At 54.7% G+C, this 24,756-nt stretch carries 19 protein-coding genes, 6 tRNA genes and 3 rRNA genes; 4 read left to right on the forward strand and 24 right to left on the reverse strand.

What is annotated here, in order from left to right:
* Nucleotides 1–55 precede the first annotated feature (55 nt).
* The 22 genes from rpoB to tyrS all read right to left on the reverse strand — a co-directional run bounded on the left by rpoB (nt 56) and on the right by tyrS (nt 18,828).
* Nucleotides 56–4,129 carry a DNA-directed RNA polymerase subunit beta gene (gene rpoB / locus ACYZT1_RS22510; protein WP_462016757.1) on the reverse strand — a complete coding sequence of 1,358 codons (4,074 nt, stop codon included), beginning with the start codon at nt 4,127–4,129 and terminating at the stop codon, nt 56–58.
* Between the two features lie 220 nt (nt 4,130–4,349).
* Nucleotides 4,350–4,715 carry a 50S ribosomal protein L7/L12 gene (rplL, locus tag ACYZT1_RS22515; RefSeq protein WP_007896630.1) on the reverse strand — a complete coding sequence of 122 codons (366 nt, stop codon included), beginning with the start codon at nt 4,713–4,715 and terminating at the stop codon, nt 4,350–4,352.
* Between the two features lie 80 nt (nt 4,716–4,795).
* Complete coding sequence (rplJ, locus tag ACYZT1_RS22520; RefSeq protein ID WP_007896629.1) at nt 4,796–5,296, reverse strand: 50S ribosomal protein L10; 501 nt, start codon at nt 5,294–5,296, stop codon at nt 4,796–4,798.
* A 198-nt stretch (nt 5,297–5,494) separates the two neighbouring features.
* Nucleotides 5,495–6,190, reverse strand: coding sequence for a 50S ribosomal protein L1 (rplA, locus tag ACYZT1_RS22525; protein WP_003444394.1), 696 nt, complete (start codon nt 6,188–6,190; stop codon nt 5,495–5,497).
* A complete protein-coding gene (gene rplK / locus ACYZT1_RS22530) occupies nt 6,190–6,621 on the reverse strand; it encodes a 50S ribosomal protein L11 (protein ID WP_003210097.1) in 432 nt (143 codons plus the stop codon). Before rplK ends, rplA begins: the two co-directional genes overlap by 1 nt.
* A gap of 117 nt (nt 6,622–6,738) precedes the next feature.
* Nucleotides 6,739–7,272 (reverse strand): transcription termination/antitermination protein NusG, encoded by a 534-nt coding sequence (gene nusG / locus ACYZT1_RS22535; RefSeq protein ID WP_007896622.1) that lies wholly within the window; start codon nt 7,270–7,272, stop codon nt 6,739–6,741.
* 9 nt (nt 7,273–7,281) lie between these two features.
* Entirely contained in the window at nt 7,282–7,650 is a 369-nt protein-coding gene (gene secE, locus ACYZT1_RS22540; protein WP_462016758.1) for a preprotein translocase subunit SecE, read from the reverse strand.
* A 45-nt stretch (nt 7,651–7,695) separates the two neighbouring features.
* Nucleotides 7,696–7,771, reverse strand: a tRNA-Trp gene (locus tag ACYZT1_RS22545).
* A gap of 53 nt (nt 7,772–7,824) precedes the next feature.
* Nucleotides 7,825–9,018: an elongation factor Tu gene (tuf, locus tag ACYZT1_RS22550; protein WP_007896619.1), complete on the reverse strand. Its 1,194-nt coding sequence runs from the start codon at nt 9,016–9,018 to the stop codon at nt 7,825–7,827.
* Between the two features lie 84 nt (nt 9,019–9,102).
* Nucleotides 9,103–9,178: transfer RNA gene (locus ACYZT1_RS22555), tRNA-Thr, on the reverse strand.
* 26 nt (nt 9,179–9,204) lie between these two features.
* Nucleotides 9,205–9,278: transfer RNA gene (locus ACYZT1_RS22560), tRNA-Gly, on the reverse strand.
* A gap of 24 nt (nt 9,279–9,302) precedes the next feature.
* Nucleotides 9,303–9,387: transfer RNA gene (locus tag ACYZT1_RS22565), tRNA-Tyr, on the reverse strand.
* Nucleotides 9,388–9,529: 142 nt separating this feature from the next.
* The gene (locus ACYZT1_RS22570) at nt 9,530–9,970 is read right to left on the reverse strand and encodes a hypothetical protein (RefSeq protein ID WP_462016759.1); all 441 of its coding nucleotides are present in this window, start codon (nt 9,968–9,970) and stop codon (nt 9,530–9,532) included.
* A gap of 7 nt (nt 9,971–9,977) precedes the next feature.
* Nucleotides 9,978–10,727 (reverse strand): pantothenate kinase, encoded by a 750-nt coding sequence (locus ACYZT1_RS22575; protein ID WP_462016760.1) that lies wholly within the window; start codon nt 10,725–10,727, stop codon nt 9,978–9,980.
* The gene (gene birA / locus ACYZT1_RS22580) at nt 10,717–11,673 is read right to left on the reverse strand and encodes a bifunctional biotin--[acetyl-CoA-carboxylase] ligase/biotin operon repressor BirA (protein ID WP_462016761.1); all 957 of its coding nucleotides are present in this window, start codon (nt 11,671–11,673) and stop codon (nt 10,717–10,719) included. Before birA ends, ACYZT1_RS22575 begins: the two co-directional genes overlap by 11 nt.
* Nucleotides 11,674–11,818: 145 nt before the next feature.
* Nucleotides 11,819–11,934: ribosomal RNA gene (gene rrf, locus ACYZT1_RS22585) — 5S ribosomal RNA — on the reverse strand.
* A 180-nt stretch (nt 11,935–12,114) separates the two neighbouring features.
* Nucleotides 12,115–15,006, reverse strand: a 23S ribosomal RNA gene (locus ACYZT1_RS22590).
* 236 nt (nt 15,007–15,242) lie between these two features.
* Nucleotides 15,243–15,318 (reverse strand) — tRNA-Ala (locus tag ACYZT1_RS22595).
* Between the two features lie 10 nt (nt 15,319–15,328).
* Nucleotides 15,329–15,405 (reverse strand) — tRNA-Ile (locus ACYZT1_RS22600).
* A 123-nt stretch (nt 15,406–15,528) separates the two neighbouring features.
* A 16S ribosomal RNA gene (locus ACYZT1_RS22605) occupies nt 15,529–17,065 on the reverse strand.
* Together the 16S, 23S and 5S rRNA genes with 2 tRNA genes alongside form the textbook arrangement of a ribosomal RNA operon.
* Before the next feature lie 303 nt (nt 17,066–17,368).
* The gene (locus tag ACYZT1_RS22610; protein ID WP_462016762.1) at nt 17,369–17,548 is read right to left on the reverse strand and encodes a hypothetical protein; all 180 of its coding nucleotides are present in this window, start codon (nt 17,546–17,548) and stop codon (nt 17,369–17,371) included.
* A gap of 80 nt (nt 17,549–17,628) precedes the next feature.
* A complete protein-coding gene (tyrS, locus tag ACYZT1_RS22615) occupies nt 17,629–18,828 on the reverse strand; it encodes a tyrosine--tRNA ligase (RefSeq protein WP_462016763.1) in 1,200 nt (399 codons plus the stop codon).
* 212 nt (nt 18,829–19,040) lie between these two features.
* On the opposite strand from tyrS, the gene ACYZT1_RS22620 reads away from it, so the two are divergent.
* On the forward strand, nt 19,041–20,468 hold the full coding sequence (locus tag ACYZT1_RS22620; protein WP_462016764.1) for a peptidoglycan DD-metalloendopeptidase family protein: 1,428 nt from the start codon (nt 19,041–19,043) through the stop codon (nt 20,466–20,468).
* Between the two features lie 3 nt (nt 20,469–20,471).
* Nucleotides 20,472–21,563: an anhydro-N-acetylmuramic acid kinase gene (locus tag ACYZT1_RS22625; RefSeq protein ID WP_462016765.1), complete on the forward strand. Its 1,092-nt coding sequence runs from the start codon at nt 20,472–20,474 to the stop codon at nt 21,561–21,563.
* A 76-nt stretch (nt 21,564–21,639) separates the two neighbouring features.
* Here ACYZT1_RS22625 and erpA read toward each other — a convergent pair whose 3' ends face one another.
* On the reverse strand, nt 21,640–21,990 hold the full coding sequence (gene erpA / locus ACYZT1_RS22630; protein ID WP_007947969.1) for an iron-sulfur cluster insertion protein ErpA: 351 nt from the start codon (nt 21,988–21,990) through the stop codon (nt 21,640–21,642).
* 154 nt (nt 21,991–22,144) lie between these two features.
* Entirely contained in the window at nt 22,145–23,179 is a 1,035-nt protein-coding gene (argC, locus tag ACYZT1_RS22635; RefSeq protein WP_462016766.1) for an N-acetyl-gamma-glutamyl-phosphate reductase, read from the reverse strand.
* Nucleotides 23,180–23,313: 134 nt separating this feature from the next.
* Between argC and hemJ the strand changes: the two genes are divergently transcribed.
* The gene (hemJ, locus tag ACYZT1_RS22640) at nt 23,314–23,742 is read left to right on the forward strand and encodes a protoporphyrinogen oxidase HemJ (protein WP_462016767.1); all 429 of its coding nucleotides are present in this window, start codon (nt 23,314–23,316) and stop codon (nt 23,740–23,742) included.
* Between the two features lie 33 nt (nt 23,743–23,775).
* Complete coding sequence (locus tag ACYZT1_RS22645) at nt 23,776–24,744, forward strand: NAD(P)H-dependent flavin oxidoreductase (RefSeq protein ID WP_462016768.1); 969 nt, start codon at nt 23,776–23,778, stop codon at nt 24,742–24,744.
* Nucleotides 24,745–24,756 lie beyond the last annotated feature (12 nt).

Raw genomic sequence — 24,756 nt, forward strand, 5'->3', positions numbered from 1 at the left:
TCCTGGCGGAGCAGAGAGCGGGCAATCCTGCCCCGCTCTCGATTCGCGTCACGTGTTATTCGGTTTCCAGATCGATATCGATGCCGAGGGAACGAATTTCCTTGATCAACACGTTGAAAGACTCGGGCATGCCCGGCTCCATACGGTGATCGCCATCCACGATGTTTTTGTACATCTTGGTACGGCCGTTCACATCGTCCGACTTCACTGTGAGCATTTCTTGCAGAGTGTAAGCAGCACCGTATGCTTCCAGTGCCCAGACCTCCATCTCCCCGAAACGCTGACCACCGAACTGTGCCTTACCACCCAGCGGCTGCTGGGTAACCAGGCTGTACGAACCGGTAGAACGAGCGTGCATCTTGTCGTCTACCAAGTGGTTCAGCTTCAGCATGTACATGTAGCCAACAGTAACCGGGCGCTCGAACTTGTTGCCAGTACGGCCGTCGGTCAGCTGCATCTGGCCACTTTCCGGCAGGTCTGCCAGTTTCAGCATGGCCTTGATTTCGCTTTCCTTGGCACCGTCGAACACTGGAGTGGCCATTGGAACGCCGCCACGCAGGTTCTTCGCCAGATCCAGGATTTCCTGATCGGAGAAGCTGTCGAGATCTTCGTTACGACCGCCGATCTGGTTGTATATCTCGTCGAGGAATTTACGAAGCTCGGCGACTTTGCGCTGCTCTTCGATCATCCGGTTGATCTTCTCGCCCAGACCTTTGGCCGCGAGGCCAAGGTGTGTTTCGAGGATCTGACCAACGTTCATACGCGAAGGTACGCCCAGCGGGTTGAGGACGACGTCGACCGGCGTGCCATTGGCATCGTGCGGCATGTCTTCAACCGGCATGATCACGGAGACCACACCTTTGTTACCGTGACGACCGGCCATCTTGTCGCCCGGCTGGATGCGACGACGGATTGCCAGGTAAACCTTGACGATTTTCAGCACGCCTGGAGCCAGGTCATCGCCCTGCTGCAGTTTGCGCTTCTTGTCTTCGAACTTGTCGTCCAGCAGACGGCGGCGATCAACGATATAGGCCTGCGCCTTCTCGAGCTGCTCGTTCAGAGCATCTTCAGCCATGCGCAGTTTGAACCACTGACCATGCTCAAGACCGTCGAGAACTTCGTCGGTGATTTCCTGACCTTTCTTCAGACCGGCGCCGCCTTCGGCTTTGTGGCCGACCAGAGCGGAACGCAGACGTTCGAAAGTGGCGCCTTCAACGATACGGAACTCTTCATTCAAATCCTTGCGGATTTCGTCGAGTTGAGTCTTCTCGATCGACAGCGCACGAGCATCACGCTCAACGCCGTCACGGGTGAAGACCTGTACGTCGATGACGGTTCCCTTGGTGCCAGTCGGCACGCGCAGGGAGGTATCTTTAACGTCGCTGGCTTTTTCACCGAAGATGGCACGCAACAGCTTCTCTTCCGGAGTCAGTTGGGTCTCGCCTTTCGGAGTGACCTTACCAACCAGGATGTCGCCTGCGCCTACTTCGGCACCTACATAAACGATACCGGCTTCGTCCAGTTTGTTCAGTGCAGCTTCACCCACGTTCGGGATGTCTGCAGTGATTTCCTCTGGCCCAAGCTTGGTGTCACGTGCCACACAGGTCAGTTCCTGAATGTGGATCGTGGTAAAGCGATCTTCTTGAACTACACGCTCGGACAGGCAGATGGAGTCTTCGAAGTTGAAGCCGTTCCATGCCATGAACGCGATGCGCATGTTCTGACCCAGAGCCAGCTCACCCATATCGGTGGACGGACCGTCGGCCATGATGTCGCTACGCTGAACCCGATCACCTTTACGCACCAGCGGACGCTGGTTGATGCAGGTGTTCTGGTTGGAGCGGGTGTATTTGGTCAGGTTGTAGATGTCGACACCAGCTTCGCCGGTTTCAACTTCGTCATCAGCAACACGAACCACGATACGGCTGGCGTCGACGGAATCGATAACGCCACCACGACGAGCCACGACGCAAACGCCGGAGTCACGGGCTACGTTACGCTCCATGCCGGTACCAACCAGCGGCTTGTCAGCGCGCAGGGTCGGTACAGCTTGACGCTGCATGTTCGAACCCATCAACGCACGGTTGGCGTCATCGTGCTCGAGGAACGGGATCAGCGACGCTGCAACCGAAACTACCTGCTTCGGCGATACGTCCATCAAGGTAACGTCTTCCGGTGCCTTGACGGTGAACTCGTTCAAGTGACGAACAGCGACCAACTCGTCGATCAGGACTTTCTTGTCGTTCATCGTGGCCGAAGCCTGAGCGATCACATGATCGGCCTCTTCGATGGCGGACAGGAACACGATCTCGTCGGTGACCAGAGCGTTTTTCACCACGCGGTACGGGCTCTCGAGGAAACCGTACTGGTTGGTGCGCGCATAGGCGGCCAGGGAGTTGATCAGACCGATGTTCGGACCTTCCGGCGTTTCAATCGGGCAGACACGACCGTAGTGAGTCGGGTGTACGTCACGAACTTCAAAGCCTGCGCGCTCACGAGTCAAACCGCCCGGGCCGAGTGCAGACACACGACGCTTGTGGGTGATCTCGGACAGCGGGTTGTTCTGGTCCATGAACTGGGACAGCTGGCTGGAACCGAAGAACTCTTTCACCGCCGCAGCCACTGGCTTGGCGTTGATCAGGTCTTGCGGCATCAGGCCTTCGCTTTCTGCCATCGACAGACGCTCTTTGACCGCACGCTCAACACGTACCAGGCCAACGCGGAACTGGTTCTCGGCCATTTCGCCTACACAGCGAACACGACGGTTACCCAGGTGGTCGATGTCATCGACGATGCCTTTACCGTTACGGATGTCGACCAGAGTCTTCAATACCGCGACGATGTCTTCTTTGCACAACACGCCCGAACCTTCGATCTCGGTACGACCGATACGACGGTTGAACTTCATCCGGCCGACCGCAGACAGGTCATAGCGCTCTGGGCTGAAGAACAGGTTGTTGAACAGAGTTTCGGCAGCGTCTTTGGTTGGCGGCTCGCCTGGACGCATCATGCGATAGATCTCGACCAGCGCTTCCAATTGGTTGCTGGTGGAGTCGATCTTCAGGGTGTCGGAGACGAACGGACCGCAGTCGATATCGTTGGTGTACAGAGTTTCGATACGAACAACCTGGGCCTTGGCGATTTTCGCCAGGATCTCGGTGTTCAGCTCGGTGTTGCACTCTGCCAGGATTTCGCCGGTTGCCGGATGCACGATGACCTTGGCTGTAGTGCGACCCAGGACGTAGTCCAGAGGCACTTGAAGCTCTTTGATCCCGGCTTTTTCCAGCTGGTTAATGTGGCGAGCGGTAATACGACGACCCTGCTCGACAATAACCTTGCCTTTGTCGTCCAGGATATCCAGGACAGCGATTTCACCACGCAGGCGCTGAGGCACCAGTTCCAGGCTGAGGTTTTCACCTTGCACGTGGAAGACGTTGGTGGTGTAGAACGCGTCCAGCACTTCTTCGGTGGTATAGCCCAGCGCTCGCAGCAGTACCGATGCAGGCAGCTTGCGACGACGGTCAATACGAACGAACACGCAGTCTTTCGGGTCGAACTCGAAGTCCAGCCACGAACCGCGGTAAGGAATGATGCGCGCGGAGTACAGCAGTTTACCGGAGCTGTGCGTCTTGCCACGGTCATGGTCAAAGAACACGCCCGGGGAACGGTGCAGCTGGGAAACGATTACACGCTCGGTACCGTTGATTACGAACGTACCGTTTTCAGTCATCAGGGGGATTTCACCCATGTAGACTTCTTGCTCTTTGATGTCCTTGATCGCTTTGTTCGACGATTCTTTGTCGAAAATGATCAGGCGCACTTTTACCCGCAAAGGTACGGCGTAAGTTACACCGCGCAACACGCATTCTTTGACATCAAATGCCGGTTCGCCCAGGCGATAACCGACGTACTCCAGCGCAGCATTGCCGGAGTAGCTGATGATCGGGAAAACGGATTTGAAGGCCGCATGCAGGCCCACGTCGCGGAACTGATCTTTAGTCGCTCCCGCCTGCAAGAATTCACGATACGAATCCAGCTGGATTGCCAAGAGATACGGCACATCCATGACGTCCGGCAACTTGCTAAAGTCCTTGCGGATACGTTTTTTCTCAGTATATGAGTAAGCCATCAGCGTTCCCCAGCTTGGTCACCTGCTTGTTTGGCCCCTCCCGACGGGAGCAGCCAGAAAATCTTGCAAACCCCATGGTTTGCACCACCGCATCGGGTGGTTACAGCTCGCTACCAGCACCGACCCAGTCGGCTGCCAATAACGGAAAAAGGCCGGTGGCAAGAGCCACCAGCCATCAGCCTTTCGCTTAACGCTTGGGCTGGAGGTGCAAAGTCGATGCTTACTTCAGCTCGACTTTAGCGCCTGCTTCTTCCAGAGTGGCTTTGGCTTTGTCAGCTGCGTCTTTCGATACAGCTTCCAGAACGATGCCAGGAGCGCCGTCAACTACAGCCTTGGCTTCTTTCAGACCCAGACCGGTCAGTTCACGTACTGCCTTGATCACGTTAACTTTCTTCTCGCCAGCTTCGGTCAGCATGACGTTGAATTCAGTTTGTTCTTCAACAACGGCAGCAACAGCAGCTGGACCAGCGGAAGCAGCGGCAGCGGAAACGCCGAACTTCTCTTCCATGGCCTTGATCAGCTCAACGATTTCCAGAACGGATTTTTCGCCGATTGCTTCGATGATTTGGTCGTTAGTCAGAGACATGACTATAAATTCCTGTATTGGGGTGACAGCCTACGCGGCCATCGAAATAAACAATAAACGCTGAAAGGAGTCGCTTGGCCTTAGGCTGCAGCTGCTTCTTTCTGGTCGCGAAGGGCCGCCAGAGTACGAGCCAACTTGCTGGTTGCGCCTTGAATCACGCTCATCAGCTGAGAAATTGCTTCGTCACGGGTCGGCAGACTTGCCAGTACGTCGATCTGATTAGCTGCGAGGAACTTGCCCTCGAACGCAGCTGCCTTGATCTCGAACTTATCCTGACCTTTTGCGAATTCTTTGAAGATACGAGCAGCAGCGCCCGGATGTTCTTTCGAAAATGCAATCAAGGTCGGGCCAGTGAACACGTCGTTGAGCACGTCATATTGAGTGCCAGCAACGGCGCGCTTCAGCAGTGTGTTACGTACAACACGTACGTAAACGCCAGCTTCACGAGCCTCTTTACGGAGTCCGGTCATAGCGCCAACTGTCACGCCGCGGGCATCAGCCACAACAGCAGACAGGGCAACATTGGCAGCCTCGTTGACTTCAGCGACGATGGCCTTCTTGTCTTCGAGTTTAATTGCCACGGGTTTAACTCCTGCTTGTTACCGTTTCATCCAACCGGAGCCGGATGTCGTTTTGGTGTCTGATTCGGTAAGGAACCGGGAGCACCATCTGCGTAGGCTTGAGGTTTAAGACTTACGTCGCCTACGGTCTTGGATAGCCCCCGCCAGGCAGGGACCCCAATCTTTCAACTGGCGCGATCACTCGCGCCAGCCTGTGTCTTACGCGTCGAGCGAGCCTTGGTCGATGACCAGACCTGGGCCCATGGTGGTGCTCAGGGTAACGCGCTTGACGTAAATGCCTTTCGAGGAAGCTGGCTTGATACGCTTCAGATCAGCGATCAGGGCTTCAACGTTTTCCTTTAGCTTGACGGCGTCGAAGCCGATCTTGCCAACGGAGGTGTGGATGATGCCGTTTTTGTCGGTGCGATAACGAACCTGACCAGCTTTGGCGTTTTTAACCGCGGTAGCTACGTCCGGAGTTACGGTGCCGACCTTAGGGTTAGGCATCAGACCACGTGGGCCGAGGATCTGACCCAATTGACCCACAACGCGCATTGCATCCGGGGATGCGATAACTACGTCATAGTTCAGGTCGCCGCCTTTCATTTCGGCAGCCAGATCGTCCATACCTACACGATCAGCGCCGGCAGCCAGAGCGGCCTCAGCAGCTGGACCCTGGGTGAACACGGCAACGCGAACAGTCTTGCCAGTGCCGTGTGGCAGCACAGTAGCGCTACGAACAACCTGGTCGGATTTACGCGGGTCAACACCCAGGTTCACAGCGATGTCAAAAGACTCGCTGAACTTGACGGTCGACAGCTCGGCCAGCAGAGCAGCAGCGTCTACAAAGTTGTAGGACTTGCCTGCTTCGATTTTGCCGGCGATAGCCTTTTGACGTTTGGTCAACTTAGCCATTACACACCCTCCACGTTAAGGCCCATGCTACGAGCAGAACCGGCGATAGTGCGCACGGCTGCATCCATATCAGCTGCAGTCAGATCCGCGTTTTTGGTTTTCGCGATTTCTTCCAGCTGAGCACGGGTCACAGTGCCGACCTTAACGGTGTTCGGACGAGCGGAACCGCTAGTCAGACCGGCCGCCTTCTTCAGCAGCACCGAAGCAGGGGTGGATTTTGTTTCGAAAGTGAAACTACGGTCGCTGTAGACAGTGATGATCACTGGAGTCGGCAGACCTGGCTCAATACCCTGAGTACGGGCATTAAAGGCCTTGCAGAATTCCATGATGTTCACGCCGTGCTGACCCAGTGCAGGACCAACAGGTGGGCTTGGGTTAGCCTGAGCGGCCTTCACTTGCAGCTTGATGTAAGCGGTAATCTTCTTGGCCATGAGGCACTCCAATTACGGGTTCTAACGCCTCGAAAGGCTCCCCGGTTACTTGCGCGTTTATCCCAGTGACGACAAAACCCCACAGCCTAGGGCTGTGGGGTTGGGATGCTTGCTCAGCTAGACCTTTTCGACCTGACTGAACTCAAGCTCTACCGGAGTAGAGCGACCGAAAATGAGCACTGCCACCTGGATGCGGCTCTTTTCGTAGTTAACCTCTTCGACCGTGCCGGTAAAATCAGCAAACGGCCCGTCGTTGACGCGCACGGACTCGCCTGGCTCGAACAACGTCTTCGGCTTCGGCTTGTCGCTGCCATCAGCAACACGACGCAGAATCGCTTCTGCCTCTTTATCTGTAATTGGTGCAGGCTTATCAGCAGTACCGCCGATGAAACCCATCACCCGAGGAGTATCCTTGACCAAGTGCCAAGTACCCTCATTCATGTCCATCTGAACCAGCACATACCCTGGGAAGAACTTGCGCTCGCTTTTGCGCTTCTGGCCATTACGCATTTCAACCACTTCTTCAGTGGGAACCAGAATTTCGCCGAAGCCATCTTCCATGCCAGCCAGCTTTACGCGCTCTACCAACGAGCGCATGACATGCTTCTCGTAACCGGAGTAAGCATGCACAACGTACCAACGCTTAGCCACGGGACACCCTTAGCCGACAATCAAGGAAACAAGCCAGCCGAGCAGGGAATCAAGCCCCCACAACAGCAACGCCATTACCAGAACAACAGCCACAACGATCAATGTGGTCTGCGTGGTTTCTTGGCGAGTTGGCCAAACGACTTTACGAATCTCGGTGCGAGCTTCCTTAACCAGTACAAAGAAAGACTTGCCCTTGGCTGTCTGCAAGCCTACAAAGGCAGCTACAGCAGCAATGGCAAGCAAAGCTAGTACGCGGTACAGGATCGGCGAAGCAGAGTAATACTGATTGCCAACAACGCCAACAACCACCAAAGCAACTACTACTAGCCACTTGAGCAGATCGAAGCGAGAGCCTTGAGCTTCAGCTTGAGGAGTCATCTATGAAGATCCTGTGAAAAGAAAGCCAAACCCACCAAGTGAATCTGGCAGGTCAGGAGGGAATCGAACCCCCAACCTACGGTTTTGGAGACCGTCGCTCTGCCAATTGAGCTACTGACCTAAAACAAAATCAGGCCGACCATTATGCCGGCCCGAAAAAGACATTACAACAACTTACTCGATGACTTTTGCCACAACCCCTGCGCCGACGGTACGACCGCCTTCACGGATTGCAAAACGCAAACCATCTTCCATTGCGATGGTTTTGATCAGGGTAACGGTCATCTGAACGTTATCCCCCGGCATTACCATCTCAACACCTTCGGGCAACTCACAGTTACCAGTCACGTCAGTCGTACGGAAGTAGAACTGCGGACGGTAGCCTTTGAAGAACGGCGTATGACGACCACCCTCCTCCTTGCTCAAAACGTAAACTTCTGCAGTGAACTTGGTATGCGGCTTGACAGTGCCCGGCTTGACCAGCACCTGCCCGCGCTCAACATCATCACGCTTCGTACCGCGAAGCAATACACCGCAGTTTTCGCCAGCACGACCTTCGTCGAGCAATTTGCGAAACATTTCAACACCAGTACAAGTCGTTTTGACCGTGTCACGAAGACCAACAATCTCAACTTCTTCCTGGATGCGCACAATGCCACGCTCAACACGACCCGTCACAACAGTACCGCGACCGGAGATCGAGAACACATCCTCGATCGGCATCAAGAACGGCTTGTCGATCGCGCGCTCAGGCTGCGGAATATAGCTATCCAGCGTCTCGACCAACTTCTTGACGGCAGTGGTACCCATCTCGTTGTCGTCTTGACCATTCAACGCCATCAGCGCCGAACCGATGATGATCGGAGTGTCATCACCTGGGAAATCATAAGTGCTCAACAGGTCGCGCACCTCCATCTCAACCAACTCGAGCAGCTCCGCATCATCAACCATGTCAGCCTTGTTCAGGAAGACAACGATGTACGGAACGCCAACCTGACGCGACAGAAGGATGTGCTCACGGGTTTGCGGCATCGGACCATCAGCGGCCGAGCAAACCAGAATCGCACCATCCATCTGCGCAGCACCGGTAATCATGTTTTTTACATAATCGGCGTGACCAGGGCAGTCAACATGCGCGTAGTGACGCACAGCCGAATCGTATTCAACGTGAGCGGTGTTGATGGTGATACCACGAGCTTTTTCTTCTGGGGCGCTATCGATCTTGTCGAAGTCAACCTTTGCCGAACCGAAGACTTCGGAGCAGACACGGGTCAGGGCTGCAGTCAGAGTAGTTTTGCCATGATCGACGTGACCAATGGTGCCTACGTTGACGTGCGGCTTATTACGTTCGAACTTTTCCTTAGCCATCGAAATCACCCTCAGGAGAAGAATTGTGCAAGTCAAACAAGCCATTAAAACAAAGGCAGATATTTTCATATCTGCCTTGTTATATGGAGCTCTTGAGCGGATTTGAACCGCTGACCTCACCCTTACCAAGGGTGTGCTCTACCAACTGAGCTACAAGAGCGAAACACTTCGCAGGATCTGCAAACTTGGAGCGGGTAGCGGGAATCGAACCCGCATCATCAGCTTGGAAGGCTGAGGTTCTACCACTAAACTATACCCGCGAGGCTTGCAGCTCTCGCTAAAAATGGTGGAGGGGGAAGGATTCGAACCTTCGAAGTCGTAGACGTCAGATTTACAGTCTGATCCCTTTGGCCGCTCGGGAACCCCTCCTAAGCGAGCCGGCATTCTATATCATGCCGACCTTCTGTCAAGCATTTTCTCATTAAAAACCTGAGCTTAGCTGCGCTGACATCACTTCCTGGTGTTGGCCTGTAAAGGTCTTCACTGCGAAGCGGGCGCCATTCTATGCAAACTATTCGGCAGGTGCAACCCCCTCACACGGCATTATTTTATGTTTTAACTCATTGAATTCTCTGGAAAGGTTTTGCAACTGCGCATCACCCAACCAGCGACGGCTCTCGGGCGCCACCCGCACCCAGTAACCGGACAACTCAGGCAGATCTTTCGTCAGGGACTGGAATTTGATCTCCATACCGCTCAACCGACGCTCAACTGCCTGAGCAACCTCTGGCCGGCCATAGCCACCTAGGTACAGACAACTGTTATTAACCACAACCGTTCTTGCTGTATCCGCTTTTGTCTCGGCCGTCTCGCTTAGCAGCCTTATATCTTGCTGCCCACCCCGATATAAGCTCAAGGGCGTGACATCCTTTGCGCGAAGAGGAGCCTCTTGCTGATGCCAGATGTAATAGAACACGTTGAGAACAAGCAGCAGCAGGAACAACCAACGCATAAAAACCTCAGGACAAAGGACACGCCATAGCCAATCCGACAAACACGAGATCCGGGACCACTCTTGCCTCCGGCACTGTGCCGGAAACCAGGCCAGCGTCCCCCCCAGTGAGGAACACCGAATAGTCAGCCCCCCAATAGCTCCGCGCCAGGTCAAGCTGCGTCAGGACAAAGCCCTGCAACATCAATGAGCACCCTCGCTCAACCGCCTCAACGGTAGTGCGACCAGGCGTGAGACTTTCCAAAGCACGTTCGGCGGCCAGGTCGCCGTAACGGATCCTGCGTGTATGTGTACGCAATTGATTACGCATCAAGGGCATCCCGGGACAAATAAATCCTCCCAGATGCTCACCATCACTACTGACAAAATCTGCAGTCACGGCAGTACCGAAATCAAGCACAAGGCATGCCCCAGCAGCCAAATGGAACCCGCCGAGCATTGCAAGCCAACGATCGAGCCCCAAGCGCTCAAAGTCCTCATAGCCATTGCGAACGCCACCCATCTCGCGAGCGGGCACCGCGCTCGCCACGGAGACATCAAACGTCTCCGTCAAAAGGGATATCAGCACGCTCGTTTCTTCTTCCGTTCGGACGCTGACCAACCGACAGAATTTAAGTGAAAGCGCTTGAAGCGCATGAAGACTCTCCAGCAAGGCAACATTCGACTCAACAACACCCTCCCCAATCGTCTGCCGGGCGTTGGCGGCGAGCACCCGCCACTTGATAAAACTATTTCCGCAGTCGAGCTCAAGAATCATCGCGCAACCTCAAACTAAGCTCACCACCACTAAAAACTTTTTCCACACCATCCACCTTCAGGCGAAGGGCACCCTGACTATCAATACCGAGCACTTCACCATCTATTTGGTTCGCTCCAGCAGTCAACGACACCGAACGCCCCTGCCATAAATGATTTTGCTCCCACTCGGACTGGATCGCAGTAAATCCACCAATCTGATGGCGCTCCAGATACTTCTGCAGGGTTTTTCCCAAGAGGGCGACTAGCCTGTTGCGGTCAAATGGCCGACCTGACTCAAGCCTCATTGACGTCCACTGCTGATCAACTTCCTCCGACGACTGCATGTTCACATTGATACCGACACCCAGGACAACGTGACAGACATCAGCAGGATCGCCTACCAACTCGAGCAGAATACCTGCGATCTTTTTTTGCCCAACGAGCAGATCGTTAGGCCACTTCAAGCCCGCACTCTGAACCCCCGATTCTCGTAGCGCTTGCAGCACAGCGAGCCCTACTACGAGGCTCAAGCCCTCGAGCTGTCGCATGCCACCTTCAATCCGCAGTACGAGACTGTAATAGATATTTTCAGCAAAAGGACTCACCCACTTGCGACCGCGCCGGCCACGCCCCGCAGTTTGCCGCTCGGCGAGCACAAAAAAAGGCGCAGCCTCCCCGCGGTGTATTGCGCGTAGAGCCTCGGCATTGGTTGAGTCAATCGAATCGAAAACCAGGATGGGCCAATCGCAGGAGGCCTCCTGCTTTATCGCAGCAGCATCGAGTAGCGTTAGGGGCGCAGCCAATTGATAACCACGGCCTCGCACCTTGTGGATGGATAAACCAAGATCAGCTTCGAGATGCTGAAGCTGCTTCCACACAGCGCTGCGACTGACGCCCAATGCAGCGCCCAGAGCCTGACCTGAATGGAATCGGCCATCTTTAAGTAGCTTCAACAACGTCAGCATGCAAGTCCCGCCTCACAATGAGGCCCGCATGATAGCCATGCTCCGTCCAGTTGCATATGTTGGGGGATGTTTTTCGGCAGACAACTTTCCTGCGGACAAAACAAAACCCCTACCTGCATACGCAGATAGGGGTTTTGGAATTTAATCTTGACGATGACCTACTCTCACATGGGGAAACCCCACACTACCATCGGCGATGCATCGTTTCACTGCTGAGTTCGGGATGGGATCAGGTGGTTCCAATGCTCTATGGTCGTCAAGAAATTCGGTAGCCAGGTCGTGGGCCTTTTCAGGTTCACGCTCCAGCGAATGGGTATGCGATAGTTTGTGTGCTGCTGGTGAGTACAACCTGCGAACTTTCGGTTCATGTCGTCTTCACACACCGCAATCTGGTGCTCTTTCGCTTGTTAGCTCAAAGCCTGCAAATTGCTTGGGTGTTATATGGTCAAGCCTCACGGGCAATTAGTATTGGTTAGCTCAACGCCTCACAGCGCTTACACACCCAACCTATCAACGTCGTAGTCTTCGACGGCCCTTCAGGGGACTCAAGGTCCCAGTGAGATCTCATCTTGAGGCTAGTTTCCCGCTTAGATGCTTTCAGCGGTTATCTATTCCGAACATAGCTACCCGGCAATGCCACTGGCGTGACAACCGGAACACCAGAGGTTCGTCCACTCCGGTCCTCTCGTACTAGGAGCAGCCCCTCTCAAATCTCAAACGTCCACGGCAGATAGGGACCGAACTGTCTCACGACGTTCTAAACCCAGCTCGCGTACCACTTTAAATGGCGAACAGCCATACCCTTGGGACCGGCTTCAGCCCCAGGATGTGATGAGCCGACATCGAGGTGCCAAACACCGCCGTCGATATGAACTCTTGGGCGGTATCAGCCTGTTATCCCCGGAGTACCTTTTATCCGTTGAGCGATGGCCCTTCCATACAGAACCACCGGATCACTAAGACCTACTTTCGTACCTGCTCGACGTGTCTGTCTCGCAGTCAAGCGCGCTTTTGCCTTTATACTCTACGACCGATTTCCGACCGGTCTGAGCGCACCTTCGTACTCCTCCGTTACTCTTTAGGAGGAGACCGCCCCAGTCAAACTACCCACCATACACTGTCCTCGATCCGGATAACGGACCTGAGTTAGAACCTCAAAGTTGCCAGGGTGGTATTTCAAGGTTGGCTCCACGCGAACTGGCGTCCACGCTTCAAAGCCTCCCACCTATCCTACACAAGCAAATTCAAAGTCCAGTGCAAAGCTATAGTAAAGGTTCACGGGGTCTTTCCGTCTAGCCGCGGATACACTGCATCTTCACAGCGATTTCAATTTCACTGAGTCTCGGGTGGAGACAGCGCCGCCATCGTTACGCCATTCGTGCAGGTCGGAACTTACCCGACAAGGAATTTCGCTACCTTAGGACCGTTATAGTTACGGCCGCCGTTTACCGGGGCTTCGATCAAGAGCTTCGCGTTAGCTAACCCCATCAATTAACCTTCCGGCACCGGGCAGGCGTCACACCCTATACGTCCACTTTCGTGTTTGCAGAGTGCTGTGTTTTTAATAAACAGTCGCAGCGGCCTGGTATCTTCGACCGGCATGAGCTTACGGAGCAAGTCCTTCACCCTCACCGGCGCACCTTCTCCCGAAGTTACGGTGCCATTTTGCCTAGTTCCTTCACCCGAGTTCTCTCAAGCGCCTTGGTATTCTCTACCCAACCACCTGTGTCGGTTTGGGGTACGGTTCCTGGTTACCTGAAGCTTAGAAGCTTTTCTTGGAAGCATGGCATCAACCACTTCGTGTTCTAAAAGAACACTCGTCATCAGCTCTCGGCCTTAAGATCCCGGATTTACCTAAGATCTCAGCCTACCACCTTAAACTTGGACAACCAACGCCAAGCTGGCCTAGCCTTCTCCGTCCCTCCATCGCAATAACCAGAAGTACAGGAATATTAACCTGTTTTCCATCGACTACGCTTTTCAGCCTCGCCTTAGGGACCGACTAACCCTGCGTCGATTAACGTTGCGCAGGAAACCTTGGTCTTTCGGCGTGGGTGTTTTTCACACCCATTGTCGTTACTCATGTCAGCATTCGCACTTCTGATACCTCCAGCAAGCTTCTCAACTCACCTTCACAGGCTTACAGAACGCTCCTCTACCGCATCACCTAAGTGATACCCGTAGCTTCGGTGTATGGTTTGAGCCCCGTTACATCTTCCGCGCAGGCCGACTCGACTAGTGAGCTATTACGCTTTCTTTAAAGGGTGGCTGCTTCTAAGCCAACCTCCTAGCTGTCTAAGCCTTCCCACATCGTTTCCCACTTAACCATAACTTTGGGACCTTAGCTGACGGTCTGGGTTGTTTCCCTTTTCACGACGGACGTTAGCACCCGCCGTGTGTCTCCCATGCTCGGCACTTGTAGGTATTCGGAGTTTGCATCGGTTTGGTAAGTCGGGATGACCCCCTAGCCGAAACAGTGCTCTACCCCCTACAGTGATACATGAGGCGCTACCTAAATAGCTTTCGAGGAGAACCAGCTATCTCCGAGCTTGATTAGCCTTTCACTCCGATCCACAGGTCATCCGCTAACTTTTCAACGGTAGTCGGTTCGGTCCTCCAGTTAGTGTTACCCAACCTTCAACCTGCCCATGGATAGATCGCCCGGTTTCGGGTCTATTCCCAGCGACTAGACGCCCTATTAAGACTCGCTTTCGCTACGCCTCCCCTATTCGGTTAAGCTCGCCACTGAAAATAAGTCGCTGACCCATTATACAAAAGGTACGCAGTCACCCAACAAAGTGGGCTCCCACTGCTTGTACGCATACGGTTTCAGGATCTATTTCACTCCCCTCTCCGGGGTTCTTTTCGCCTTTCCCTCACGGTACTAGTTCACTATCGGTCAGTCAGTAGTATTTAGCCTTGGAGGATGGTCCCCCCATATTCAGACAAAGTTTCTCGTGCTCCGTCCTACTCGATTTCATGACAATAAGATTTTCGCGTACAGGGCTATCACCCACTATGGCCGCACTTTCCAGAGCGTTCCGCTAATCTTAAAGCCACTTAAGGGCTAGTCCCCGTTCGCTCGCCACTACTAAGGGAATCTCGGTTGATTTCTTTTCCTCAGGGTACTTAGATGTTTCAGTTCCCCTGGTTCGCTTCTTAAGCCTATGTATTCAGCTTAAGATACCTAACTTGTGTTAGGTGGGTTCCCCCATTCAGACATCTCCGGATCAAAGTCTGTTTGCCGACTCCCCGAAGCTTTTCGCAGGCTACCACGTCTTTCATCGCCTCTGACTGCCAAGGCATCCACCGTATGCGCTTCTTCACTTGACCATATAACCCCAAGCAATCTGGTTATACTGTGAAGACGACATTCGCCGAAAATTCGCAATACTCTTAAGAGCAACTCACAAATTTTACCTTAGCCTGAGCCCCACCAGTGAAAGTGGGGGCCAGTCTATCTTTCTATCACATACCCAAATTTTTAAAGAACGATCTAATCAAAGACTAGAAATCAATATTCTCGGTGGAATACTCATTTCTAAACTCTAACGGCACAAAGCAGTTTATGGTGGAGCCAAGCGGGATCGAACCGCTGACCTCCTGCGTGCAAGGCAGGCGCTCTCCCAGCTGAGCTATGGCCCCATAACAAAATTGGTGGGTCTGGGCAGATTCGAACTGCCGACCTCACCCTTATCAGGGGTGCGCTCTAACCAACTGAGCTACAGACCCAATTTCGAGCTTGTAACTGTTAGCCATGAGCTATCAGCTTGGAGCTTAAAGCTGCTTCTATCGTCTTCTTCAATGAATCAAGCAATTCGTGTGGGAGCTCATGGAGCAGCTGATGTCGTCGATTAAGGAGGTGATCCAGCCGCAGGTTCCCCTACGGCTACCTTGTTACGACTTCACCCCAGTCATGAATCACACCGTGGTAACCGTCCTCCCGAAGGTTAGACTAGCTACTTCTGGTGCAACCCACTCCCATGGTGTGACGGGCGGTGTGTACAAGGCCCGGGAACGTATTCACCGCGACATTCTGATTCGCGATTACTAGCGATTCCGACTTCACGCAGTCGAGTTGCAGACTGCGATCCGGACTACGATCGGTTTTCTGGGATTAGCTCCACCTCGCGGCTTGGCAACCCTCTGTACCGACCATTGTAGCACGTGTGTAGCCCAGGCCGTAAGGGCCATGATGACTTGACGTCATCCCCACCTTCCTCCGGTTTGTCACCGGCAGTCTCCTTAGAGTGCCCACCATAACGTGCTGGTAACTAAGGACAAGGGTTGCGCTCGTTACGGGACTTAACCCAACATCTCACGACACGAGCTGACGACAGCCATGCAGCACCTGTCTCAATGTTCCCGAAGGCACCAATCCATCTCTGGAAAGTTCATTGGATGTCAAGGCCTGGTAAGGTTCTTCGCGTTGCTTCGAATTAAACCACATGCTCCACCGCTTGTGCGGGCCCCCGTCAATTCATTTGAGTTTTAACCTTGCGGCCGTACTCCCCAGGCGGTCAACTTAATGCGTTAGCTGCGCCACTAAGAGCTCAAGGCTCCCAACGGCTAGTTGACATCGTTTACGGCGTGGACTACCAGGGTATCTAATCCTGTTTGCTCCCCACGCTTTCGCACCTCAGTGTCAGTATCAGTCCAGGTGGTCGCCTTCGCCACTGGTGTTCCTTCCTATATCTACGCATTTCACCGCTACACAGGAAATTCCACCACCCTCTACCATACTCTAGCTTGTCAGTTTTGAATGCAGTTCCCAGGTTGAGCCCGGGGATTTCACATCCAACTTAACAAACCACCTACGCGCGCTTTACGCCCAGTAATTCCGATTAACGCTTGCACCCTCTGTATTACCGCGGCTGCTGGCACAGAGTTAGCCGGTGCTTATTCTGTCGGTAACGTCAAAACAGCAAAGTATTAATTTACTGCCCTTCCTCCCAACTTAAAGTGCTTTACAATCCGAAGACCTTCTTCACACACGCGGCATGGCTGGATCAGGCTTTCGCCCATTGTCCAATATTCCCCACTGCTGCCTCCCGTAGGAGTCTGGACCGTGTCTCAGTTCCAGTGTGACTGATCATCCTCTCAGACCAGTTACGGATCGTCGCCTTGGTGAGCCATTACCTCACCAACTAGCTAATCCGACCTAGGCTCATCTGATAGCGCAAGGCCCGAAGGTCCCCTGCTTTCTCCCGTAGGACGTATGCGGTATTAGCGTCCGTTTCCGAGCGTTATCCCCCACTACCAGGCAGATTCCTAGGCATTACTCACCCGTCCGCCGCTCTCAAGAGAAGCAAGCTTCTCTCTACCGCTCGACTTGCATGTGTTAGGCCTGCCGCCAGCGTTCAATCTGAGCCATGATCAAACTCTTCAGTTCAAACATCTTTGGGTTTTTAAGAAACCCTAAACTTGGCTCAGCAATCGTTGGTTACATCTTTGATTTCTCGCGGAGTAACTTGTGATGCTGATAATCTTGTTGACTATCAGTCTGACTCCACAAGCACCCACACGAATTGCTTGATTCAGTTGTTAAAGAGCGGTTGGTTAAGATCTTTCGTCTCAACCGAGGCGCGCATTTTACAGCGCTCCGTGTATCTGTCAAGCGGTTATTTCAAGAAGTTTTCAAAGTTTCGCTTGGAAATCCTTAACAACTTCAACCACTTGCGCTTCCGATCTCTCGTTAGCGGGAGGCGAATTCTACAGCGTTACTCGCTGCTGTCAACACCTCTTTTTCTCCGCTTTCGACCGAGAAGATCGAATCGTCAAAAGAGCCCAACAACACCGCCATTTCAACTCCTTCCAGGCTTCGATGATCTGAAGCAAGCTGCTGCCGAAAACTGCGTAACTCATTGTTTGCCAAGGAGTTTTCCGTTTCGACTGCGCCGGAAGTGGGGCGAATTATAGACGTCCAGAATTTGCCGTCAACCCCTAATTCAAGCTTTACTCGGATTTAAGTGTAATCCGCGCAAATGCCTTCTTTCCTGCCTGGCAAACGTGGGTCGCGCCCACTGTGTATATAAAGGTGCGATCAACAACGTCACCATCTATACGCACGCCCCCAGAATTCAGCAGGTCACGTGCCACAGCCGAGTTCTTCACCAGCCCTGCCTTATTAAGCACGGCAGCGATCGGCATATCTTCGGCAGCAGTCAGTTCGATCTCCGGCAGATCATCCGGCAGCTCGCCTTCTTTCATACGGTTTCCCGCAGCACGGTGAGCATTGGCCGCGGCCTCTTCACCATGGAAACGTGCAACGATCTCCTCAGCCAGCTTGATTTTAATATCACGCGGATTGGCACCCGCCTCTACATCAGCGCGGAATGCATTGATCTCATCCATGGAACGGAAGCTGAGCAATTCGAAATAGCGCCACATCAGCACGTCCGGAATGGAAACCAGCTTGCTGTACATCACACCCGGCGCTTCTTGAATGCCAACGTAGTTGCCCAACGACTTGGACATCTTCTTCACGCCATCCAGACCTTCAAGCAATGGCATGGTCAGAATGCACTGTGGTTCTTGACCATACCCGCGCTGGAGCTCACGCCCCATGAGCAGGTTGAATTTCTGGTCAGTGCCACCCAGCTCGACATCCGCACGCAATGCAACCGAGTCATAGCCCTGTACCAGCGGATAAAGGAACTCGTGAATGGCGATCGGCTGATTGGTCGTGTAGCGCTTGTCGAAATCATCGCGCTCCAACATACGAGCTACAGTGTATTGCGACGTCAGGCGAATGAAGTCGGCCGGCCCCATCTGATCCATCCAGGTGGAGTTGAATGCGACTTCGGTTTTGGCCGGATCCAGAATCTTGAAAACCTGGGTTTTGTAGGTTTCTGCGTTTTCAAGAACCTGCTCTCGGGTCAGCGGAGGTCGGGTCGCACTCTTGCCGCTTGGATCTCCAATCATCCCGGTGAAGTCACCAATAAGGAAGATCACCTGATGCCCCAGCTCCTGGAACTGGCGCAGCTTATTAATAAGCACGGTATGACCAAGGTGCAGGTCCGGTGCGGTTGGGTCGAAGCCTGCTTTGATACGTAGCGGCTGGCCACGCTTGAGCTTTTCAATCAGCTCGGACTCGACCAACAATTCTTCCGCACCACGTTTGATCAGCGCTAGCTGCTCTTCAACCGACTTCATAACAGACCCGTAAGGCTTGAATTCAAAGGGAACCAACCATACAAGATCGCGCGCCAAATACAAAATTTGGCCGGCGCAATGACGCCAATCCGCTGGCAGAGTGTCCGCGGACTTGCTTCAGAGATGATTTGGTTATATTTTATACAGTTATTTCATCTTCATCATGTCATTCATCTTTTCCAATCCATCTTTTTCAAAGTCAAAAATTACCTATGACCAAAGAATCGTCTAAAGCGCCACCGCTTTACCCGAAGACCCACCTGCTCGCCGCAAGCGGCATTGCCGCCCTTCTGAGCCTGGCGCTTCTGGTATTTCCATCCAGCGACGTTGAAGCCAAAAAGACAACCCTGAGCCTTGAACTGGAAAGTCCTGCTGAACAACTGACACAAGATCAAGACGCCGCTGAATCCGTTCAGGCCACAAATGAGCCGGCAGAATCGCCGTTCGCGCAGATCGAAGACAGCGCCGAGGACACCTCGCAAATAGCCGAAGCAGCCCCAGTAACCGCGCCGGAGCCGGTCGTTGAAGAAAAGAAGGCGCCGAGTCACAGGGAAGTCATCGTCACCCGGGGCGACACACTCTCTACCCTGTTTGAGAAAGTAGGCCTTCCTGCCACTTCGGTGCACGAAGTATTGGCCGGCGACAAGCAGGCAAAACAATTCAGCCAGCTCAAACGCGGTCAGAAACTCGAATTCGAACTGAACCCGGAAGGCCAACTGACCAACTTGCACAGCAAGGTCAGCGATCTGGAAACCATCAGCCTGACCAAGAATGACAAGGGCTACGCGTTTAATCGCATTACCACCAAGCCGACCGTGCGGTCCGCCTACGTTCACGGCGTAATCAACAGCTCATTGTCGCAATCGGCGGCGCGCGCAGGACTGTCGCATAGCCTGACCATGGACATGGCCAGCGTGTTTGGCTACGACGTCGATTTCGCCCAGGACATTCGTCAAGGCGACGAGTTTGACGTGATCTACGAACAGAAAGTCGTCAACGGCAAGGCTGTCGGCACCGGTCCGATTCTCTCGGCGCGCTTCACCAACCGCGGGAAGACGTACACCGCGGTACGCTACACCAACAAGCAAGGCAACAGCAGCTACTACACAGCTGATGGCAACAGCATGCGCAAGGCGTTCATCCGTACGCCGGTTGATTTCGCCCGGATCAGCTCGAAATTTTCCATGGGCCGCAAACACCCGATCCTGAACAAGATCCGCGCTCACAAAGGTGTCGATTACGCAGCTCCACGTGGCACGCCGATCAAGGCAGCCGGTGACGGTAAAGTGTTGCTGGCAGGACGCCGCGGTGGTTACGGCAACACTGTGATCATCCAGCACGGCAATACCTACCGCACGCTTTACGGCCACATGCAGGGTTTCGCCAAAGGCGTCAAAACCGGCGGCAGCGTGAAGCAAGGTCAGGTGATTGGTTACATCGGCACCACCGGTCTCTCCACGGGACCGCACTTGCACTATGAGTTCCAGGTCAATGGCGTCCACGTCGACCCACTGGGTCAGAAAGTGGCCATGGCTGATCCGATCCCGAAAGGTGAGCGTGCACGCTTCCTGGCGCAGAGCCAACCGCTGATGGCGCGCATGGACCAGGAGAAATCCACCATGCTGGCATCGAAGCGTTAAGTCATGGCGCTCTATATAGGCGTGATGTCCGGCACCAGCCTTGATGGACTGGACATTGCGCTGATCGAGCTGACACCGGCGATCAAGCTGATCGCCACGCACTATATCCCCATGCCCGAAACCCTGCGTACCGAGCTGCTCGGCTTGTGCGCCAGCGGGCCTGACGAGATAGCCCGCTCCGCCATCGCCCAGCAGAACTGGGTAAGCCTGGCCGCGCGAGGTATTCACACCCTCCTCGCTGAACACCATTTGAAAGCCGAAGACATTCGCGCGATTGGCAGCCACGGCCAGACCATTCGTCACGAACCTGCACGCGGATTTACCGTGCAGATCGGCAATCCGGCGCTGCTGACCGAGCTGACCGGTATCACCGTCGTCGGCGATTTCCGCAGTCGCGACGTTGCAGCGGGCGGGCAAGGCGCTCCTTTGGTACCAGCCTTTCATGAAGCGCTGTTCGAGGAACGTGCCGGCAACCGTGCGGTACTGAATGTCGGCGGTTTCAGCAATCTTAGCCTGATCGAGCCCGGCAAACCTGTAGCAGGGTTCGACTGCGGACCGGGCAATGTGCTGCTGGATGCATGGATTCACCAGCAACGCGGCGACAATTTTGATCGCGACGGCCAATGGGCGGGCACCGGCAGGGTTCAGCCAGGGTTGTTGAAAACCCTGCTCAGCGATCCGTTTTTCATCACCCAAGGCCCGAAAAGCACCGGCCGCGAAGTGTTCAACTTGCCTTGGCTGACCCGGCACCTGGCGCAATTGCCGCCGTTTGCAACCGAGGACGTGCAGGCAACCCTGCTTGAGCTGACCGCACAGACCATCGTCGAATCGCTGCGAAGCGCCCAGGCGGATACCCGCGAATTACTGGTCTGCGGTGGCGGCGCGCATAACGCCACATTGATGAACAGGCTGGCGACGCTGTTGCCGGATGCAAAGGTCAGCAGCACCGAGGTATATGGTGTCGATCCGGACTGGGTCGAAGCCATGGCATTCGCGTGGTTGGCTCATTGCTGCCTGGAGGGCATCGCGGCCAATCGCCCAAGCGTCACCGGCGCCCGGGGCTTGCGCGTGCTGGGTGCGATCTACCCCGCCTGAACACCTCTAAAAATCACACACAGCAAAACGCCGCAGTACCGTAAGGCCCCGCGGCGTTTTGTAATGCAGAGTTTGATCAGATCGAGAACGAAGACCCGCAACCACACGTCGTGCTGGCATTCGGGTTTTTGATAACGAACCGCGAACCTTCCAGCCCTTCCTGATAATCCACCTCGGCGCCCGCCAGGTACTGGAAGCTCATCGGATCGACCACCAGACTTACGCCTTCGCGCTCGACGATGGTGTCGTCATCGGCCACTTCTTCATCGAAAGTAAAACCGTACTGAAAACCTGAACAACCGCCGCCCGTAACAAATACGCGCAGCTTCAAGCGATCATTCCCCTCTTCATCGACCAGGCTCTTCACCTTGTGCGCAGCACCGTGAGTGAATTGCAAAGCCGTGGGGGTGAAGGATTCGACGCTCATGCTGATTATCTCCCGGCGTTACGCCGCCATAATGCGTGATGACGCGCATTATCCGCTTCTCCTAGAAAATCGGTCAACTATTAGAGGAGCAGCGGCGAGCTTTAAGCTGCAAGCCTCAAGCTTGAGGCTGACAACTTGAAGCTTGTAGCTGCTTTTAAGGCAACATGCCGGCATGGGACAAGCCGAAGCGCTCATCCAGACCAAACAGGATGTTCATGTTCTGCACCGCCTGCCCCGACGCGCCCTTGACCAGATTGTCGATGACCGACAACACCACCACCAGATCACCGTCCTGAGGACGATGCACGGCGATGCGGCAAACGTTCGCGCCGCGAACACTGCGGGTTTCCGGATGGCTGCCCGCCGGCATCACGTCGACGAACGGCTCGTCGGCATAGCGCTTTTCAAACAGCGCCTGCAGATCAACCGAGCGATCGACAACTGTCGCGTACAGCGTCGAGTGAATGCCGCGGATCATCGGTGTCAGATGCGGAACAAACGTCAGGCCAACATCTTTACCAGCTGCGCGGCGCAGACCCTGGCGAATTTCCGGCAAGTGACGATGACCTTTGACCGCATAGGCTTTCATGCTTTCCGATGTTTCGGCGTACAGCGAACCTACAGAAGCGCCACGACCGGCACCGCTGACACCGGATTTGCAGTCGGCGATCAGGCGCGTGGTGTCAGCCAGGCCCGATTCGAGCAATGGCAGGAACCCCAATTGAGTGGCCGTCGGGTAGCAACCCGGAACGGCAATCAGACGCGCTTGCCTGATTTTCTCGCGATTCACTTCCGGCAGACCGTAGACCGCCTCTTCCAGCAATTGCGGCGCTCCGTGCGGCTGGCCGTACCACTTGGCCCATTCTTCGGCGTCCTGCAGGCGGAAGTCGGCGGAGAGGTCGATGACCTTGGTGCCTGCCGCCAGCAACTCGCCGGCCAGAGCGTGGGCAACACCGTGCGGCGTTGCGAAGAACACCACGTCGCAAGCGCCCAGGGTTTTCACGTCCGGCATGCTGAATTCCAGGCCGTCGTAATGGCCGCGCAGGTTCGGGTACAGATCAGCCACGGCCAGCCCGGCCTCGGATCGGGAAGTGATTACGACCACTTCAGCTTGCGGATGCTGCGCCAACAGACGCAACAGTTCGACACCGGTGTAACCCGTGCCGCCGACGATACCGACCTTGACCATAAACCTGCCCTCAACGAACCCACTGGAAAGCCGTCGATAATAGGGGCCGCGCGCCCCTGCGACAACCGCCAAGGTGACGTGCGGCCACTCGACCCTCTACTATCGTGTCTACCGTGAACCTGGGAATAACTAAAATGCTCTATCTGTGGCTCAAAGCGTTTCACATCATCAGCATGGTCTGCTGGTTTGCCGGTCTGTTCTATCTGCCACGGCTGTTCGTCTATCACGCTCAAAGTGAAGACACGGTCAGCAAAGAACGCTTCAGCCTTATGGAGCGCAAGCTGTACCGCGGCATCATGGGACCGGCAATGATCGCCACGCTGATTTTCGGTATCGCCCTGATCTACCTTAACCCGAGCATATTCAGCCAGGGTGCGTGGATTCACGCCAAGCTGACACTGGTCGTCCTTTTGATCGGCTACCACCACATGTGCGGGGCGCAGGTAAAACGTTTTGCCCGTGGCGAAAACACCCGCAGCCATGTCTTTTATCGCTGGTTCAATGAAGTGCCTGTTCTGATGTTGCTGGCTATCGTAATTCTAGTCATCGTTCGACCGTTCTGACTTCAATCCGTATGACGAACCGGGGTACTTCCAATGTCGCTGCCCACTTTGCTCGAACAACGTTTGCGTCTGCCTGTAGTGGTTGCGCCAATGTTCCTGATTTCCAATCCGCAACTGGTCCTCGCCTGCTGCCGCAACGGCGTGGTGGGCAGCTTTCCCGCACTCAATCAGCGTGAGAGCAGCGGCTTTAAAGCCTGGCTGGAAGAGATCGAAGCGGGCCTGGCGGCACTGGAAAACCCGGCGCCGTATGCCGTGAATCTGATCGTGCACAACAGTAATCCGCGCCTGCAAGCAGACCTCGACATCTGCATCGAACACAAAGTACCGATCGTGATCACCAGTCTCGGCGCGGTGAAGGAGCTGGTTGATGCCGTGCACGGTTACGGCGGTCTGGTATTCCATGACGTCACCACTCGCCGACATGCCGAGAAAGCCGCCGAAGCTGGCGTCGATGGCTTGATCGCCGTGGCTGCGGGTGCCGGAGGTCACGCCGGTACCTGGAGTCCGTTTTCGCTGATTGCAGAAATCCGCCAGTTCTTCGACAAGACCCTGCTGCTCGCTGGTTGCCTCAACCATGGCCATGAAATTTTGGCTGCGCAATTGCTGGGGGCGGATTTGGCCTACTTCGGCACGCGATTTATCGGCACCACGGAAAGTCATGCGCCAGAGGCCTACAAGGAGATGCTGCTGACGTCCAGAGCCGCCGACATCGTGCATACCCCAGCGGTGTCCGGCGTTCCGGCAAGTTTCATGCGTCAGAGCCTCGAGGCCGCCGGTTTCGACATGGCGGCGCTTCAGGGCAAGGGAGAAGTCAATTTCGGTTCCAGGCTCAAGCCACTGAGTGATGAAGCCAAGGCATGGAAAACCGTGTGGTCGGCCGGTCAGGGTGTCGGCGACATCAACGATCTGCCCAGTGTCGATGAACTGGTGGCACGCCTTGATGCCGAATATCGCAAGGCGCTGCAACGGGCGAGCGACCTGCCCAAACGCTGGCCGCGCTGACCCCCGGTTTGG

This window comes from Pseudomonas sp. PB3P13, assembly GCF_054897735.1.